General features: G+C 59.7%; 13 protein-coding genes. 9 read left to right on the top strand and 4 right to left on the bottom strand.

Going from position 1 to position 17998, the window contains the following annotated elements:
* Window positions 1–81: 81 nt before the first annotated feature.
* Window positions 82–333: a sulfurtransferase TusA gene (gene tusA / locus PMI21_RS27245; RefSeq protein ID WP_007907805.1), complete on the top strand. Its 252-nt coding sequence runs from the start codon at window positions 82–84 to the stop codon at window positions 331–333.
* Window positions 334–381: 48 nt separating this feature from the next.
* Here tusA and PMI21_RS27250 read toward each other — a convergent pair whose 3' ends face one another.
* Window positions 382–1791, bottom strand: a complete 1410-nt coding sequence (locus tag PMI21_RS27250; protein WP_007933213.1) for an MATE family efflux transporter — start codon at window positions 1789–1791, stop codon at window positions 382–384.
* Between the two features lie 335 nt (window positions 1792–2126).
* Here PMI21_RS27250 and pdxB point away from each other — a divergent pair, with 335 nt between their 5' ends.
* Window positions 2127–3269 (top strand): 4-phosphoerythronate dehydrogenase PdxB, encoded by a 1143-nt coding sequence (gene pdxB / locus PMI21_RS27255; protein WP_007933212.1) that lies wholly within the window; start codon window positions 2127–2129, stop codon window positions 3267–3269.
* A gap of 102 nt (window positions 3270–3371) precedes the next feature.
* Here the strand turns inward: pdxB and PMI21_RS27260 are convergent, their stop codons facing one another.
* Complete coding sequence (locus PMI21_RS27260; RefSeq protein WP_007933211.1) at window positions 3372–3551, bottom strand: PA1571 family protein; 180 nt, start codon at window positions 3549–3551, stop codon at window positions 3372–3374.
* 267 nt (window positions 3552–3818) lie between these two features.
* Here PMI21_RS27260 and PMI21_RS27265 point away from each other — a divergent pair, with 267 nt between their 5' ends.
* The gene (locus tag PMI21_RS27265) at window positions 3819–5603 is read left to right on the top strand and encodes an ABC transporter transmembrane domain-containing protein (protein ID WP_007933210.1); all 1785 of its coding nucleotides are present in this window, start codon (window positions 3819–3821) and stop codon (window positions 5601–5603) included.
* Window positions 5604–5682: 79 nt separating this feature from the next.
* Here the strand turns inward: PMI21_RS27265 and PMI21_RS27270 are convergent, their stop codons facing one another.
* Window positions 5683–7611, bottom strand: coding sequence for a transglycosylase SLT domain-containing protein (locus tag PMI21_RS27270; RefSeq protein WP_007933209.1), 1929 nt, complete (start codon window positions 7609–7611; stop codon window positions 5683–5685).
* Window positions 7612–7824: 213 nt separating this feature from the next.
* On the opposite strand from PMI21_RS27270, the gene PMI21_RS27275 reads away from it, so the two are divergent.
* Window positions 7825–9747, top strand: a complete 1923-nt coding sequence (locus tag PMI21_RS27275) for an ATP-binding cassette domain-containing protein (protein ID WP_007933199.1) — start codon at window positions 7825–7827, stop codon at window positions 9745–9747.
* A 78-nt stretch (window positions 9748–9825) separates the two neighbouring features.
* Here PMI21_RS27275 and PMI21_RS27280 read toward each other — a convergent pair whose 3' ends face one another.
* Window positions 9826–10263, bottom strand: coding sequence for a universal stress protein (locus PMI21_RS27280; protein WP_007933196.1), 438 nt, complete (start codon window positions 10261–10263; stop codon window positions 9826–9828).
* Window positions 10264–10367: 104 nt separating this feature from the next.
* On the opposite strand from PMI21_RS27280, the gene PMI21_RS27285 reads away from it, so the two are divergent.
* The 5 genes from PMI21_RS27285 to topA all read left to right on the top strand — a co-directional run bounded on the left by PMI21_RS27285 (window position 10368) and on the right by topA (window position 17890).
* Window positions 10368–10805, top strand: coding sequence for a hypothetical protein (locus PMI21_RS27285; protein ID WP_007933194.1), 438 nt, complete (start codon window positions 10368–10370; stop codon window positions 10803–10805).
* A 653-nt stretch (window positions 10806–11458) separates the two neighbouring features.
* Window positions 11459–13606 carry a fatty acid oxidation complex subunit alpha FadB gene (gene fadB / locus PMI21_RS27290; protein ID WP_007933192.1) on the top strand — a complete coding sequence of 716 codons (2148 nt, stop codon included), beginning with the start codon at window positions 11459–11461 and terminating at the stop codon, window positions 13604–13606.
* Between the two features lie 30 nt (window positions 13607–13636).
* Window positions 13637–14812: an acetyl-CoA C-acyltransferase FadA gene (gene fadA, locus PMI21_RS27295; protein WP_007933190.1), complete on the top strand. Its 1176-nt coding sequence runs from the start codon at window positions 13637–13639 to the stop codon at window positions 14810–14812.
* A gap of 99 nt (window positions 14813–14911) precedes the next feature.
* Window positions 14912–15148, top strand: coding sequence for a DUF1653 domain-containing protein (locus PMI21_RS27300; RefSeq protein WP_007933188.1), 237 nt, complete (start codon window positions 14912–14914; stop codon window positions 15146–15148).
* 114 nt (window positions 15149–15262) lie between these two features.
* Entirely contained in the window at window positions 15263–17890 is a 2628-nt protein-coding gene (topA, locus tag PMI21_RS27305) for a type I DNA topoisomerase (protein WP_007933178.1), read from the top strand.
* Window positions 17891–17998 lie beyond the last annotated feature (108 nt).

Genomic DNA, 17998 nt, shown 5'->3' with positions numbered 1-17998 from the left:
GCAGAGCGTGGGAACGATCAGCTGCCAGTGACTAGACACCCGGCAATGCGCGACAATGCCGGCATGTTTCAGGAGTAAACCATGAGTGAAATGATCGATACGCCGGTCGACGGCACCCTCGACGCCACCGGCCTCAATTGCCCGGAACCGGTGATGATGCTGCACCAGCACATCCGTGACCTGGTGCCCGGCGGCCTGCTGAAGGTGATCGCCACCGACCCGTCGACCCGTCGCGACATTCCCAAGTTCTGCGTGTTCCTCGATCACGAGTTGGTGGCGCAGCACGAAGAGGCTGGCACCTACCTGTACTGGATCCGCAAGAAGCTCGCTTAACGGGCACAAAAAAAGAGCCTGCATATGCAGGCTCTTTTTTGTGTTCGCTTAACCGGCCGAATGACTGATGCGGATCCGCTTGCGTGCGCTGCGCGCCAGGCGGATCGACAGCATCAGCGCCGCGCAACTCAAGCCGACGATCAAACCCTGCCACAGCCCGCTCGGGCCGCTCGGCGCGCCGAACCAATCGGTCAGGCCCAAGGCGTAACCCACCGGCAAACCGATGCCCCAATAAGCGAACAGCGTCAGGATCATCGTCACTCGCGTGTCTTGATAGCCGCGCAGTGCGCCGGCCGCTGTCACCTGGATCGCATCGGAAAACTGGAACAGCGCCGAGTACACAATCAGCATCGCGGCCACGTGAATCACCGTCGGGTCGGCGGTGTAGATCGCGGCGATGGGTTCACGCAGCAACAGCATCAGGCTCGCCGACAGGCACGCATAAGCCAGCGCCGTGCCCATACCGACCCCGGCGGCGAAGCGTGCTTCGCGTGGTTCTTCACGGCCCAATGCCTGGCCGACCCGCACGGTCACGGCCATGCCGAGGGAGTAGGGGATCATGAACACCAGCGAGCTGAAATTCAGGGCGATCTGGTGCCCGGCGACCACAGTGGCGCCGAGGCTGCCGATCAGCAGGGCGATCACGGCGAAGATGCTCGACTCGGCGAACACCGCGATGCCGATCGGCAGGCCAATGCCCAGCAGGCGTTTGATCACCGCCCATTGCGGCCAGTCGAAACGGTTGAACAATTGGCTCGACTGATAGGCCGGCGCCCAGCGCTCCCAGCCGGCCATGCCTAGTGCCATCACCCACATCACGATCGCCGTGGCCCAGCCGCAGCCGACACCGCCCATCGCCGGCACACCAAAGTGGCCATAGATGAAGATGTAATTGAGCGGAATGTTCAGCGCCAGCCCGCACAAACCAAGGACCATGGCCGGACGCGTGCGACCCAGGCCATCGCTGAAGCAGCGCAATACGTGATAGAACGCGACGGCGGGCAGGCCGCTGGCGATGCCGTGCAGGTATTGCATGCACGGGCCGATCAGCTCGGGGTCGACCTTCATGATGTGCAGGATCGGTTCGGCGCTGAACAGCATGCCGGTCGCCATCAAGCCCACCACCAGCGCCAGCCACAAGGCCTGACGCACGATCGGGCCGATCTCACTGTGAGTGCCGGCACCGAAGCGCTGGGCGACTTTCGGGGTGGTGGCCAGCAGCGTACCGGTCATCAACAGAAACACCGGCACCCAGATCGAGTTGCCGAGCGCGACGGCCGCCAGATCGCGAGGCCCGACCCGACCCGCCATCACCGCATCGACGAAGCCCATGGCGGTGGTCGCCAGTTGCGCGATCATGATCGGCAATGCCAGGTCGAGCAGGTTCTTCAGCTCCAGGCGAACCCGGGCCGGGCGGTTGAGGGAAATAGCGGCGGTGTGGTCAGTCACGGAATTCAAGGCGAAACGTCCAAAGGATTTTGATGCGCGAGGCGGCGCATTCTACGCCTTGACGCAATGGTCAGGAAAAATCCTGTGTTGCGGATTTGTAATCAGCTTTACGGGCATCCCCCACTCCCTGTGGCGAGGGAGCTTGCTCCCGCTGGGCTGCGCAGCAGCCCCAAAATCAGCTACCCATTATCTTCAGACACACCACGGCATCAGTCTTTGCGCCTGCTTCGCAGCCGGACGGGAGCAAGCTCCCTCGCCACAGGAGGGCACTTGCGGTGCGTAATACCTGCTGGCCCATCACCTCAATCTGCGCCTAAACTGCCGGTCCGCCAAAGGAGCCTGCCATGTTGATTGTTGCCGACGAAAATATCCCGCTGCTCGATGCTTTCTTTGAAAGCTTCGGTGAAATCCGCCGAGTGCCGGGACGTTCCATCGACCGCGCCACTGTCGAGCAGGCCGATGTGCTGCTGGTGCGCTCGGTGACCAACGTCGACCGTGCATTGCTCGAAGGCAGCAAGGTACGCTTTGTCGGCACGTGCACCATCGGCACCGATCATTTGGATCTGGACTACTTTCAGCAGGCCGGCATCACCTGGTCCAGCGCGCCAGGCTGCAATGCCCGGGGTGTGGTCGATTACGTGCTGGGCAGCTTGCTGACCCTGGCCGAAATCGAAGGTGTCGACCTGACTCAGCGCACTTATGGCGTGGTCGGCGCCGGTGAAGTGGGGGGGCGGCTGGTCAAGGTTCTGCAAGGCCTTGGCTGGAACGTGCTGGTTTGCGATCCGCCACGGCAAGCCGCTGAAGGGGGCGATTACGTCAGCCTCGAGCAGATCATTGCGCAATGCGACGTCATCAGCCTGCACACGCCGCTGGACAAACAAGGTCCTCAGGCAACCTGGCATCTGTTCGATAAAAACCGTTTAAACCAACTCAAACCCGGCACCTGGCTGATCAACGCCAGTCGTGGCCCGGTGATCGACAACGTCGCCCTGCGTCAGGTGCTGTTGCAACGTGAAGATCTGCAAGCGGTGCTGGATGTCTGGGAGGCTGAGCCTGAAGTCGATGTAGCGCTGGCGGAGTTGTGTGTCATCGCGACGCCGCACATTGCCGGCTACAGCCTCGACGGCAAACAGCGCGGGACGGCGCAGATCTATCAGGCGTTTTGCGAATTCCTTGGGCAACCGGAACAGGTCAGCCTGAGCGACTTGCTGCCAGCACCATGGCTGTCGGCGGTGACGTTGAACGCCGACACCGATCCGGCCTGGGCGCTGGCGATGTTGTGCCGTGGCGTGTACGACCCGCGCCGCGACGACGCGGATTTCCGCCGCAGCCTTGTAGACAATGTGAGCGAGCAGCGTGCGGCGTTCGATGCGCTGCGCAAGCATTACCCGCTGCGACGTGAGATCGATGGGTTGAAAGTGCGGATCGAAGGGGATTCGCCGGTGTTGCAGCAAATTGTGGCGGCCTTGGGGGCAACCTCGGTCTAAAGAAACTGACCGGATCCCTGTAGGAGCTGCCGAAGGCCACACAAAACAGGCACCCATAAAAAACCCGGCCAACAGGGCCGGGTCAAGAAGACGGTGGCTATATCACTTTTGTTCGGCAGGCTTGACCAATCGCTTTTCCAGTTCGCGGCAAGCGTCCTGGATCATGCTTTCAGTGATCGGTACTTCACGCCCTTCCTCATCAATAATCGAGCACCCCAGAGACTGGTCTGGCTGCGTGCGGATCACTGGAATCTTGCCATCGCTGCTGTTTTGCAAGGACATGGCCTGTCTCCTCATCAGGTTGTGCGCTTACTGTAAAACCGCCAGGTGACCGGGCTGTGACAATTCCCTGCGATCTTTCAGGTCGGCATCTTCAGTCCATCAGAAATACCCTGACGTTTCCACCCGGACTTTAGACCAATAATATCTAGCCACTAGTCTTGGCGGTCATAATTAACCCGACTCATTGTGATTTACAGCGTTCAATCCGATTGAGCAGTGTAGGCTTGATCGGGTCAAAGCCATGGGTTACGCCTTCGGATGATCTTCATGCTCTCTGCCCGTCACCGCCGCGCCATTCGCCTGGCCAGCCGTTTCATCACACCTTATCGCTGGCCGGCCTTCGGCGCCTTGCTGGCGTTGATTGTCACTGCCGGCATCACCTTGTCCATGGGGCAGGGGATTCGCCTGCTGGTGGATCAGGGGTTCATGACCCAGTCACCGCATTTGCTCAATCAATCCATCGGCCTGTTCATGCTGCTGGTGATCGGTCTGGCGATCGGCACCTTTGTGCGGTTTTACCTGGTGTCGTGGATCGGCGAGCGCGTTGTCGCGGACATCCGCCGTCGGGTGTTCAACCACCTGGTCTACCTGCATCCAGGCTTCTATGAAGACAACCGCAGCTCCGAGATCCAGTCCCGGCTGACCGCCGATACCACGCTGCTGCAATCGGTGATTGGTTCTTCGTTGTCGCTGTTCCTGCGTAACGGGTTGATGGTGATCGGCGGGATTGTCTTGCTGTTTATCACCAACCCCAAGCTGACCAGCATCGTGGTGATCGCATTGCCGCTGGTGGTCGCACCGATCCTGATTTTTGGTCGCCGGGTGCGCACCCTGTCGCGACAGAGCCAGGACCGGGTTGCCGATATCGGCAGTTATGTGTCCGAAACCCTGAGTCAGATCAAAACCGTGCAGGCCTACAACCATCAGGTGCAGGACGAGCAGCGTTTTGCTGCGACCGTGGAAGAGGCTTTCAATACCGCCCGCAAGCGCATCTTCCAGCGAGCCTGGTTGATTACCCTGGTGATCCTGCTGGTGTTGGGCGCGGTCGGGGTGATGCTCTGGGTTGGCGGCATGGATGTCATCGCCGGGCGGATTTCCGCGGGTGAGCTGGCAGCGTTCGTCTTTTACAGCCTGATCGTCGGTGGCGCCTTCGGCACATTGAGTGAAGTGATCGGCGAACTGCAGCGAGCAGCGGGGGCGGCGGAACGGATTGCCGAGCTGTTGCGTTCGGAAAACATCATCCAGCCACCGACCCAAGGTCTGGTGACGTTGCCTGAACGGGTGATGGGCGATCTAGTGCTGCGCGATGTGCGCTTTTCCTACCCGTCGCGTCCTGAAAGCTATGCTGTCGATGGCTTGAGTCTGACCATCAACGCCGGCGAAACCCTTGCCTTGGTCGGGCCGTCCGGTGCCGGCAAATCGACGGTGTATGACCTGCTGTTGCGCTTTTACGACCCCGCTGAAGGACGCATCCTGCTGGACGGTGTGCCGCTGACCCAACTCGATCCTCTGGACCTGCGCCGCTGCTTCGCCCTCGTCTCGCAAACCCCGGCGCTGTTCTTCGGCAGCATCGAAGAGAACATTCGCTACGGCCACCCGACGGCGACTTCGGCCCAGGTCCAGGAAGCCGCGAAAATCGCCTACGCCCACGACTTCATCGAGCAAATGCCTAACGGTTACCAGACCCACCTCGGCGATGCGGGTCTCGGTTTGTCCGGCGGGCAACGCCAGCGCCTGGCCATCGCCCGGGCGCTGCTGGTGGACGCGCCGATCCTGTTGCTCGACGAAGCCACCAGCGCCCTCGATGCCCAGAGCGAGCACCTGATCCAGCAAGCCCTGCCCAGCCTGATGAAAAACCGCACCACGCTGGTCATCGCCCATCGACTGGCCACGGTGAAAAACACTGACAGGATTGCCGTGATGGACCAAGGGAAACTGGTGGCAGTGGGGACGCATCAGGAGTTGATTGCGAGCAATGCGTTGTATGCGCGATTGGCGGCGTTGCAGTTTAGTGATGGGCTCCATGCCCCAACCGACCAAGTAACCGACTAAGTAACCGACCAAGTAGAGCACCATAAAAAATGCCCGCATCAATCGATGCGGGCATTTTTGTCAGCGTTTCAAAGCAGGCTCATTGATCGTCAAAGTAACGCTCATGCCAATCCACCAGCGGCTGCGGTGAATTGAGTTTCTGGCCGTAGATCACCGAATACGACAGCACGTTCTGCACGTACTGGCGGGTTTCGTCGAACGGGATGCTTTCCACCCACACATCGAAGCTCAGGTGGTCGGCGCCGCGCAGCCATTGACGCACGCGGCCGGGGCCGGCGTTGTAGGCGGCGGAGGCGAGGACGCGGTTGCCGTTGAACTGGCTATGGACCTGGCTCAGATAAGCGGCGCCGAGCTGGATGTTTTTGTCCGGATCGAGCACTTGCTGCGGCGAGGCCAGGGGAATGCTGAACTTGCGCGCGGTTTCCTTGGCGGTGACTGGCATCAGTTGCATCAGGCCGCTGGCGCCGACGCCGGAACGGGCGTCGTCCATGAAGGCGCTTTCCTGGCGAGTGATGGCGAACACCCAGCTCGAGTGCAGGCCACGGACCTTGGCTTCACGCACCAGGGTTTCGCGGTGGGCCATCGGGAAGCGGATGTCCAGGTCGTCCCAGTACTGCGCTTTACTGATGGTGCGGATTGCTGGGAAATACCATTTCAGGTCATAGGCCAGTTTCGCCTGGGCGACCATTTCGTCTCGACTGAAATGCTGGCTGACGTGGTACCACTCGCGTCGGCCGTCGACGATCTGCCCGCGTGCATGGAACTCCAGCGCACGGCGCACACCTGGGGTATTGCGCACCTTGTTGATCAGCGCCTGGCTGAGCACCAGCGGTTTGTTGATCAGCGAATAGGGAGACTGCGAGCGATCGGCCGCCAGGAAGCCGTAAAAGTCGCGCTCGCGAGCCAGGCCCTTGTAAAGCGTTTGCGCTTGCGGATTCTGTGGCTGCGCCAACTCCAGGGTGCGTGCCTGCCAGTAACGCCAGCGGTTGGTGGTGGCCAGGTCCTGAGGCAGGCGGCGGGTCAACTGATAGGCGTCGTCCCAGCGGGCCAGACGCAACAGCAGGCGCAAGCGCCATTCCGAAACGGTGTTGTCCCGCAGTTCCGGGTCGTATTTGGTCATCACGTCCAGCGCGCGGCTGTCGAAACGTCGAGCGAGGGTCAGTCCGATTTCCCGGGCGATCGCGACTTTTTCGTCCCGGGAGAAGTGCATGCTGCTGGCGTAGCCGTCGAGCAGGGCCATGGCCCGGTCCGGATCCTGACGGGCCAGGCGGCGCAGGCCAAGGCTGACGATATCGGACATCGGCTCATCGGCCGGGATGAAGCGCGATGGCTGATTCAGCAGTTCGGGTTTCTGCGCCACATCCACCAGCAGGCGACCGCGCGGGGCGAGGGTCGTCAGGCCATTGATCAGGCTGTTGGCCAGCGGGTAGTTGCTGGCCTGGGCGGCGAGCTTGGTGCGTTCCCAGCGTTTCTGTTCAGTCAGTTGACCATCGGCGGCCCACATGCCGAACGCTGCATCGCATGCCTCGGGCCGGGTTTTGCCGCTCAGCCAGAGCTTGTCGGCGTTGGCGTAGCCTTCGGCCTTACGGTTATGGCTGATCTGATACTGCGCGTTCAGGCAGTCCAGTTCGGTGAAATTGAGCTTGGGGTCATAATATCTGACGAACGTTTCCCAATCGCCGCGTTCGGCCAGCCAGCGCAACCAGCGCAATTTCATCCAGTTGGCTTGCGGCAGGTCACCGTGTTCGGCGAGGAAGTTCTCGATTTCGGCATTGCTTGCGGTTTTCAGCCGCGCGGTCAGTTCGTCATAGGCCAGGTAGGGGGTCAGCGGGTAATCGCTGAGCGCCTGGCTATAACGGAAATAAGGGCCGGAATCGCCCTTGGCCAAGGCACGCTTGGCTTCGTCGTAATACTGGCGCTGGGTAGACAGGTCTACCGCCTGGGCGGATTGAACGGCAGCAGCTGTAAGAAGCAAACACGAAAAAAGACTGAAAAGGCGACTGCGCATGAGGCATCCGGGCAGAAAAATCATGACAAGTGCCGGTAAGAGCGGCACCTAATTATCTGTAGCTTAGCCTTTTGCCAGTAACGGGTGAAAGCTTTGCCGACATGCCAGCATAAGTTCGCAACAATTGTTGTGCAGAGTGCTTCGACATTGAAATTGCCGGCCTTCTGTAGCCTCAAGTCAGGTAGAATGCGCGCCCGGTTTTTGGAGAAGCTCATGACCCTGCTCAAATTCAGCGATGTGTCCCTTGCTTTCGGCGCTATGCCGTTGTTGGACAAGGTGTCCTGGCAGATCGCCCGTGGTGAGCGGGTGTGCATCATCGGCCGCAACGGCACTGGCAAGTCCAGCATGATGAAGCTCGTCAAGGGCGACCAGAAGCCTGACGATGGCTCCGTTTGGCGCGCGCCCGGCCTCAAGATTGGCGAATTGCCGCAAGAATTGCCGGTAGCCGACGAGCGGACCGTGTTCGACGTGGTCGCCGAAGGCCTCGACGGCGTTGGTGCGTTGCTTGCCGAATATCACCATCTGAGCCAGAACATCGTCACCGACGCCGATCTGGACAAACTGATGCACGTCCAGCACGACCTCGAAGCCCGCGATGGCTGGCGCTTGCAGCAACTGGTCGACAGCACCTTGAGCCGTCTGCAGTTGCCTGCCGACAAGACCCTCGCCGAATTGTCCGGCGGCTGGCGTCGTCGCGTCCTGCTCGCACAGGCCTTGGTTTCCGAACCGGATCTGCTGCTGCTCGACGAACCGACCAACCACCTGGACATCGGTGCCATCGCCTGGCTTGAAGAAGCGCTGAAGGATTTCCAGGGCGCCGTGCTGTTCATCACGCACGACCGTTCATTCCTGCAGAACCTTGCAACCCGTATCCTGGAACTGGATCGCGGCGGCCTGATCGACTGGAACGGCGATTACGCCAGCTTCCTCGTGCACAAAGAGGCCACACTGGCCGCTGAAGAAACCGCCAACGCGCTGTTCGACAAAAAACTGGCCCAGGAAGAAGTCTGGATCCGCCAGGGCATCAAGGCGCGTCGCACCCGTAACGAAGGCCGTGTCCGTGCACTGAAAGCCCTGCGCGTCGAGCGTAGCGAGCGTCGTGAGCGTACCGGCAAGGCCAACATTCAGCTCGATACCGCCGACAAATCCGGCAAGCAGGTGATGGTGCTCGAGAACGTGAGTTTCGCTCACCCGGGCGGCCCGTTCCTGATCAAGGATTTCTCGATGGTCCTGCAGCGCGGCGACCGCATCGGTCTGCTCGGCGCCAACGGCACCGGCAAGACCACGCTGTTGAAGCTGATGCTCAGCGGTCTGCAACCGACCAGCGGCACAGTGGAAGAGGGGACGCGCATCGACGTGGCCTACTTCGACCAGTTGCGCCATCAGCTGGACCTGGAAAAGACCGTGATCGACAACGTGGCCGAAGGTCGCGACTTCATCGATATCGATGGCCAGAGCCGTCACGTGCTGAGCTACCTCGGCGACTTCCTGTTCAGCCCGCAGCGTGCCCGCACGCCGGTCAAGGCGCTGTCCGGTGGTGAGCGAGCGCGTCTGCTGCTGGCCAAACTGTTCAGCAAACCGGCGAACCTGCTGGTGCTCGACGAACCGACCAACGACCTTGACGTGGAAACCCTCGAGCTGCTGGAAGAGGTCTTGCTGACCTTCAACGGCACTGTGCTGATGGTCAGCCACGACCGGGCATTCCTCGACAACGTGGTCACCAGCACCCTGGTCTTCGAAGGTGAAGGCAAGGTTCGCGAATACGTCGGCGGTTATCAGGACTGGCTGCGTCAGGGCGGCTCGCCGCGCCTGCTGGGCGTGACCGAGAGCAAGTCCGGCAAGGCCGACTTGAACTCGGCTGTCGTGACGGCCGAACCTGCGCCGGTGGCTGCAGTGGAAACGCTAGCGCCGGTGGCGAAAAAGAAGCTCAGCTACAAGTTGCAGCGTGAGCTGGAAGCCTTGCCTGGCCAGATCGAAGCCATGGAGCAGCAGATCGCGGTGGTTGAAGCGCAGATGGCGGATGCCGGCTTCTATCAGCGTCCTCCTGCCGAGACGGCTGCTGTGATCGCTCAGCTTGAGCAGTTGCAGGCTGAACTCGACGTGATGGTCGAGCGCTGGGCCGAGCTGGATGCCTGATTGATCCGGCTATAAAAAAGCCCGGCTTCACTCGCGTGAATGCCGGGCTTTTCGTAAGGGTTTTATTGTTGCTTGTTGTCAGCTTTTTTGCAGGCGCACGGCAAGTACATCGCAAGGCGCGCCGTGCAGCACGTCATTGGCGGTGGAGCCGAGCAACAGTGCCAGGCCATGTCGGCCATGGCTGCCCACCACGATCAGGTCGCACGTTTGCTCCTTGGCGAGATGGTGAATCTCCTGGCGCGGCTGGCCGTAGGTCAAGTGGCTGTATTCCTTGGAGAGCTCCGGGTATTTCAGGATCAACCGCTCAAGGCGCTCCTTGGCCTGATCGAACTGTTGCTGCTGCAACTGGGAAAGGTCCATCGGCACGTCGCCGCCAAAGGCCATGGCCATCGGCTCGACGATATGCACCAGGGACAGCTTTGCGCCATTGCTCACCGAAAGTTCGCGGGCGCGGTGGATTACAGGATCGCACTCTTCGGTTAGATCTACAGCGACCAGAATATGGTGGTAGGGCATGAGGTGCTCCTCCTGAGGATTGCAATATTGGTAAGTATGGCTGGTTTCAAGCGCATTGGTTTCAAAGTGACTCAATGGGCTCATCAAGAATCGGGAGTACAGATATGACGGTCTGGATAGTGGTGTCAATCCTGCTGGTGGTGCTGAGCCCGCTGGCCTGGTTGCGACCGTCTCGTGTCCAGAGCGGTCGCATGGCCCTGCGCATGGAGGCGCGACGCATTGGCCTTGCCATGCAATTAGCGCCCCAGGAGTGGCCGCACTGGCTGAGCCAGGAGCCGCCGAGCCCTTGCGCCCAGTACCACCGACCGCGCCGTGGCACTCAGCCGGCGTGCTGGAGCTATTGGCAGAAGGCGCCGGGGGTGTGGGTCAATCAGTGGCAGGAAGTCTGCGAGGATGGAGTGCTGCTGAATCATTTCGAAAAATTGCCAGCCAACGTCTACAAGGTCGAAGCAGACAAGCAAATGATTGCCCTGTATTGGGGCGAGAAGGGCGAAGCCGAGGTTCTGCAACAGATCGACGCTACGCTCAAAGCACTCGCCTGAACCCCGATCTGTAGCAGCTGCCGAGCCTGCGAGGCTGCGTCCGGCTGCGAAGCAGTCGTAAATCAGGCACCGTGGGATATCAGGCTAATCGCGTGCTAAGGGTTTACGACGACTTCGTCGCCGAACGCAGCCTCGCAGGCTCGGCAGCTGCTACAAAGGGCAATAAAAAGCCCGACATCATCATCGGGCTGGGGTTGGCCAGGCAGGCCGGTAATTCTTTGTGGCACAGATCTTACGCTGGGCATTCGTCAAAAGCGTTCAAATTTTTTCTTCAGGGTCCCGCCAGCGTAGCTTGTTAAACACAGGCTGCCGCGAATTAGGGCGACTTTTCTAACTATTGATTCTATGAATGGCCTCACATGCATCAGCGTGTTGCAGGGCTTCGTGGTACGGAAGTGACCGGAAAGTCGCGTTTCAACCAGTATTTTGGGCGATTGACAATTGCCGGAAATTCCGTGAAGGTGACATACCCAAATCAAACGGGCGTATGAATTGAGCGTTTGTATTACAGACTGCTCCTACAGAATCCCGACTATCGCGTTGGCGGGTGTGCCGGGTGAGTTGGCGTTAGCATTGACGATAAACGTCCCTGCCGAGCCAGTCGCCTGCGTCCGACGTGTACTGTTCAGCTTCCATATCGTGGAGATCAGTTGATGATTTACGAAGGTAAAGCCATCACGGTTAAGGCTCTTGAAAGTGGCATCGTCGAACTGAAGTTCGACCTCAAGGGTGAGTCCGTCAACAAGTTCAACCGTCTTACCCTGAACGAACTGCGTCAGGCTGTAGACACCATCAAGGCAGATGCTTCGATCAAGGGTGTGATCGTCAGCAGTGGCAAGGACGTGTTCATCGTCGGCGCCGACATCACCGAATTCGTCGACAACTTCAAGCTGCCGGATGCCGAGCTTGTTGCTGGCAACCTCGAAGCCAACAAGATTTTCAGCGATTTCGAAGACCTCAACGTCCCGACTGTCGCCGCGATCAATGGCATCGCACTGGGCGGCGGTCTGGAAATGTGCCTGGCGGCGGATTTCCGCGTCATGGCCAGCACTGCCAAAATCGGTCTGCCGGAAGTCAAGCTGGGCATCTACCCAGGCTTCGGCGGCACCGTACGCCTGCCGCGCATCATCGGTGCCGACAACGCCATCGAGTGGATTGCCGCCGGTAAGGAAAACCGCGCTGAAGACGCACTGAAAGTCGGTGCCGTCGACGCCGTGGTCGACTCACAGAAATTGCACGAAGCGGCGCTGAACCTGATCAAGGGCGCCATCTCCGGCAAGTTTGACTACAAGGCCAAGCGCCAGCCGAAGCTTGAAAAACTCAAGCTCAACGCCATCGAACAAATGATGTCGTTTGAAACCGCCAAAGGTTTCGTGGCCGGCCAGGCGGGCCCGAATTACCCGGCGCCGGTCGAAGCGATCAAGACCATCCAGAAAGCCGCGAACTTCGGTCGCGACAAGGCCCTGGAAGTTGAAGCCGCCGGTTTCGTCAAGCTGGCCAAGACCTCTGCCGCACAGAGCTTGATCGGTCTGTTCCTGAACGATCAGGAACTGAAGAAAAAGGCCAAGGCCTACGACGAAATCGCCAAGGAAGTGAAGCAGGCCGCCGTATTGGGCGCCGGCATCATGGGTGGCGGTATCGCTTATCAGTCGGCCTCCAAAGGCACGCCGATCCTGATGAAGGACATCAACGAGCACGGTATCGAGCAAGGTCTGGCTGAAGCCGCCAAGCTGCTGGTTGGTCGCGTTGATAAAGGTCGCATGACCCCGGCGAAGATGGCCGAAGTACTCAACGGCATTCGTCCGACCCTGTCCTACGGCGATTTCGGTCACGTCGACCTGGTGGTCGAAGCCGTTGTCGAGAACCCGAAGGTCAAGCAAGCCGTTCTGGCCGAAGTCGAAGACAAGGTCAAAGAGGACACCATTCTGGCGTCCAACACCTCGACCATTTCCATCACCTTGCTGGCCAAAGCCCTCAAGCGTCCGGAAAATTTCGTCGGCATGCACTTCTTCAACCCGGTGCACATGATGCCGCTGGTTGAAGTGATCCGTGGCGAGAAGTCCAGCGAAGTGGCCGTTGCCACCACCGTTGCCTACGCCAAGAAAATGGGCAAGAACCCGATCGTCGTCAACGACTGCCCGGGCTTCCTGGTAAACCGCGTGCTGTTCCCGTACTTCGGCGGTTTCGCCAAGCTGGTCAGCGCCGGTGTGGACTTCGTCCGCATCGACAAGGTCATGGAAAAATTCGGCTGGCCGATGGGCCCGGCCTACCTGATGGACGTGGTCGGCATCGACACCGGCCACCACGGTCGTGACGTCATGGCTGAAGGCTTCCCGGATCGAATGAAGGACGATCGCCGTTCGGCTGTCGACGTGCTCTACGAAGCCAAGCGCCTGGGCCAGAAAAATGGCAAGGGCTTCTACGCCTACGAGACCGACAAGCGCGGCAAGCAGAAGAAAGTCGCCGATCCGTCGGTGCTGGAAGTGCTCAAGCCGATCGTTTTCCAACAGCTCGAAGTCACTGACGAAGACATCATCAACTGGATGATGATCCCGCTGTGCCTGGAAACCGTGCGCTGCCTGGAAGACGGCATCGTCGAAACCGCCGCCGAAGCCGATATGGGTCTGGTCTACGGTATTGGTTTCCCTCCATTCCGTGGCGGTGCGCTGCGCTACATCGATTCGATCGGTGTTGCAGAGTTCGTTGCCCTGGCTGACCAGTACGCTGATTTGGGCGCGCTGTACCACCCGACCGCGAAGCTGCGTGAAATGGCCAAGAACGGTCAGAGCTTCTTCGGTTAAGCGCCCACACTAGAGCGAGAGTGAAAGTATATGAGCTTGAATCCTAGAGACGTCGTGATTGTCGACTTCGGTCGTACGCCGATGGGCCGCTCCAAGGGCGGCATGCACCGCAACACCCGCGCCGAAGACATGTCGGCACACCTGATCAGCAAATTGCTGGAACGCAACGTCAAGGTCGACCCGAGCGAAGTCGAAGACGTGATCTGGGGCTGCGTTAACCAGACCCTGGAGCAGGGCTGGAACATCGCCCGCATGGCGTCCCTGATGACTCAGATCCCGCACACCTCGGCCGGCCAGACCGTCAGCCGTCTGTGTGGCTCGTCGATGAGTGCGCTGCACACTGCCGCGCAAGCAATCATGACCGGCAACGGTGACGTGTTCGTCGTTGGCGGCGTCGAGCATATGGGTCATGTGAGCATGATGCACGGTGTCGATCCGAACCCACACATGTCCCTGTACGCGGCGAAAGCCTCGGGCATGATGGGCCTGACCGCAGAAATGCTCGGCAAAATGCACGGCATTACTCGCGAACAGCAGGACGCCTTTGGCGTGCGCTCCCACCAACTCGCCCACAAGGCGACCGTGGAAGGCAAGTTCAAGGACGAAATCATCCCGATGCAGGGCTACGACGAGAACGGTTTCCTGAAACTGTTCGACTACGACGAAACCATTCGTCCGGAAACCACTCTGGAAAGCCTGGCGGCTCTGAAGCCAGCGTTTAACCCGAAGGGCGGCACCGTGACCGCTGGTACTTCGTCGCAGATCACCGACGGTGCTTCGTGCATGATCGTGATGTCGGCACAGCGTGCCCAGGACCTGGGCATCCAGCCGCTGGCGGTGATTCGTTCGATGGCAGTGGCAGGTGTGGACCCTGCGATCATGGGCTATGGTCCAGTACCGGCAACGCAGAAAGCATTGAAGCGCGCGGGCCTTGGCATCAACGATATCGACTTCTTCGAGCTCAACGAAGCTTTCGCCGCACAGGCCCTGCCAGTGCTGAAAGATTTGAAAGTGCTCGACAAGATGAACGAGAAGGTTAACCTGCACGGCGGCGCGATCGCCCTGGGTCACCCGTTCGGTTGCTCCGGTGCACGTATTTCGGGCACCTTGCTGAACGTGATGAAGCAGAATGGCGGCACCTTCGGGGTGGCTACCATGTGCATTGGTCTCGGCCAAGGCATCTCCACCGTCTTCGAACGCGTTTAAGCGTTTCGTCGATGGAAGCCGGGGCCATGTGCCCCGGTTTTTGTTTTTCCGGATTTATTTTTGTTTTTATTTTGAAAAGATTTGAGTGAGGGCCAAAGCATGCCGATACAACCTGGGCTCTACCAGCATTACAAAGGTCCGCAGTACCGCGTATTCAGTGTTGCGCGGCATTCGGAGACCGAAGAAGAAGTGGTCTTCTACCAAGCCCTGTATGGCGATTACGGCTTTTGGGTACGCCCCTTGAGCATGTTCCTGGAGTCGGTCGAGGTTGACGGCGAACAGGTGCCACGCTTTGCTTTGGTGCAAGCTGAACCGAGCATTTTTCCGCAGCCATAAGGGGAGTGCGCGCAGAACCCTGCGCTTGACCTCACCTTGTAGCCACTATATATAGCGGTGCCGCGTCAGGCGCCAACCGCCTTTCACTTCTAGAATTCAGGAATTTTCTGATCCATGGGCAAATCGCTGGTCATTGTGGAATCCCCGGCTAAGGCCAAGACCATCAACAAGTATCTGGGTAACCAATACGTGGTGAAGTCGAGTATCGGCCATATCCGAGACCTGCCCACCAGCGGTTCGGCTAGCGCCAGCAAAGAGCCTGCCGCCAAGCGTGGCAAGGCCGCCGCAGGTGAAGGTCCGGTGCTCACGCCGAAAGAGAAAGCGCGCAAGCAGCTGGTCTCGCGCATGGGTGTCGATCCCGATCATGGCTGGAAAGCCAAGTACGAGATCCTCCCAGGCAAGGAAAAGGTTATCGAAGAGCTGCGCCGGCTCGCCAAAGATGCTGACACCATCTATCTCGCAACCGACTTGGATCGCGAGGGGGAAGCCATTGCCTGGCACCTGCGCGAAGCCATCGGTGGTGACGACAGCCGCTACAAGCGCGTGGTGTTCAACGAAATCACCAAAAAAGCGATCCAGGAAGCTTTCTCCCAACCGGGCGAGCTGGACATCGATCGCGTAAACGCTCAGCAGGCGCGTCGCTTCCTCGACCGCGTGGTGGGTTACATGGTTTCGCCGCTGCTGTGGGCGAAGGTCGCCCGTGGCCTGTCCGCCGGTCGCGTGCAATCGGTTGCCGTGAAGCTGGTGGTCGAGCGTGAGCGTGAAATCCGCGCGTTCAACCCGGAAGAGTACTGGGAAGTTCACGCCGACCTCGGCACCGCCAAGGGCGCGACTGTGCGCTTCGACGTGGCTCGCGAGAAAGGCGAGGCCTTCAAGCCGCTCAACGAAACCCAGGCCATGGTCGCGCTGGAGAAGCTCAAGGCTTCCAGCTACAGCATCGTCAAGCGCGAAGACAAACCGACCAGCAGCAAGCCGTCGGCACCGTTCATCACCTCCACCCTGCAGCAGGCCGCGAGTAACCGCCTGGGCTTCGGTGTGAAGAAAACCATGATGATGGCCCAGCGTCTGTACGAAGCCGGCTACATCACTTATATGCGTACCGACTCCACCAACCTCTCGGCCGATGCCGTGACGATGGCGCGTACTTATATTGAAGGCGAATTCGGCAAGAAGTACCTGCCGGAAACCCCGAACGTCTATAGCAGCAAAGAAGGCGCGCAAGAGGCTCACGAAGCGATTCGTCCGTCCGACGCCAATACCGAGCCAAGCAAGCTGTCGGGCATGGAGCGTGATGCCGAGCGGCTTTACGAGCTGATCTGGCGCCAGTTCCTCGCCTGCCAGATGCTGCCGGCCCAATACCTGTCGACCACGGTCACCGTCGGTGCCGGTGACTTCGAGTTGCGCGCCAAGGGCCGCATCCTGAAGTTCGACGGTTACACCCGCGTCATGCCGCAAATCACCAAGCCTGGCGATGACGACGTGCTGCCGGACATGGCCCAGGGCGACGCGATGAAGCTGATCAAGCTTGATCCGACCCAGCACTTCACCAAGCCGCCGGCGCGTTACTCGGAAGCGAGCCTGGTAAAGGAAATGGAAAAACGCGGCATCGGTCGTCCTTCGACCTACGCAGCGATCATTTCGACCATCCAGGACCGCGGCTACGTGGCGCTGCACAACCGTCGTTTCTATTCGGAAAAGATGGGCGACATCGTCACCGAGCGTCTCGCCGAGAGCTTCTCCAATCTCATGGACTACGGCTTCACCGCCGGCATGGAAGAGAATCTCGATGACGTGGCTCAGGGCGAGCGCGACTGGAAAAACGTGCTCGACGAGTTCTACGGCGACTTCAAGAAGAAACTCGAAGTGGCCGAAAGCGCCGAAGGCGGCATGCGCGCCAACCAGCCGGTGATGACTGATATTCCTTGTGTGGTGTGTGGTCGTCCGATGCAGATTCGTACTGCATCGACCGGCGTGTTCCTCGGTTGCTCGGGCTACAGCCTGCCGCCGAAAGAACGCTGCAAGGCCACCGTCAATCTGGTTCCGGGCGACGAAATCGCTGCGGACGACGAGGGTGAGTCGGAGTCGCTGGTTCTGCGCGGCAAGCACCGTTGCCCGATCTGCAGCACGGCGATGGATGCTTATCTGCTCGACGAGAAGCGCAAGCTGCACATCTGCGGTAACAACCCGGATTGCGCAGGTTACGAGATCGAAGAGGGCACTTACCGCATCAAGGGTTACGAAGGTCCGAGCCTGGAGTGCGACAAGTGCGGTAGCGAGATGCAGCTCAAGACCGGCCGTTTCGGCAAGTTCTTCGGTTGCACCAACGCAACCTGCAAGAACACCCGCAAGCTGCTGAAAAGTGGTGATGCGGCGCCGCCGAAGATGGATCCGGTGAAGATGCCTGAGCTCAAATGCGAAAAGGTCAACGACACCTACATCCTGCGTGACGGTGCTTCCGGCCTGTTCCTGGCGGCCAGCCAGTTCCCGAAAAACCGCGAGACCCGTGCGCCATTGGTCGTCGAGATCGTGCCGCACAAGGATGAGATCGATCCGAAGTACCACTTCCTCTGCGAAGCGCCGAAGAAAGATCCTGACGGTCTACCCGCCGTGATCCGTTACAGCCGCAAGACCAAAGAGCAATACGTGCAGACGGAAGTCGACGGTAAGCCGACTGGTTGGAAAGCGTATTACGATGGCGGCAAGTGGACGGTTGAAGACAAGCGTCCAGCAGCCAAGGCTTAAAAGCCGCTGTACATAAAAAGGCCGCATGACAACCCTCGGGTTTTCATGCGGCCTTTTTGTTTTGGGCTTGCGGTGAGCTTGGGTGATCCACGACACTGTCAGACCTGC

Origin of the sequence: Pseudomonas sp. GM18 (assembly GCF_000282195.1) — a bacterium.
GTDB lineage: Bacteria > Pseudomonadota > Gammaproteobacteria > Pseudomonadales > Pseudomonadaceae > Aquipseudomonas.
Note: the sequence above shows the minus strand (reverse complement) of the source record. Positions and strands in the feature narration are given on the sequence as shown.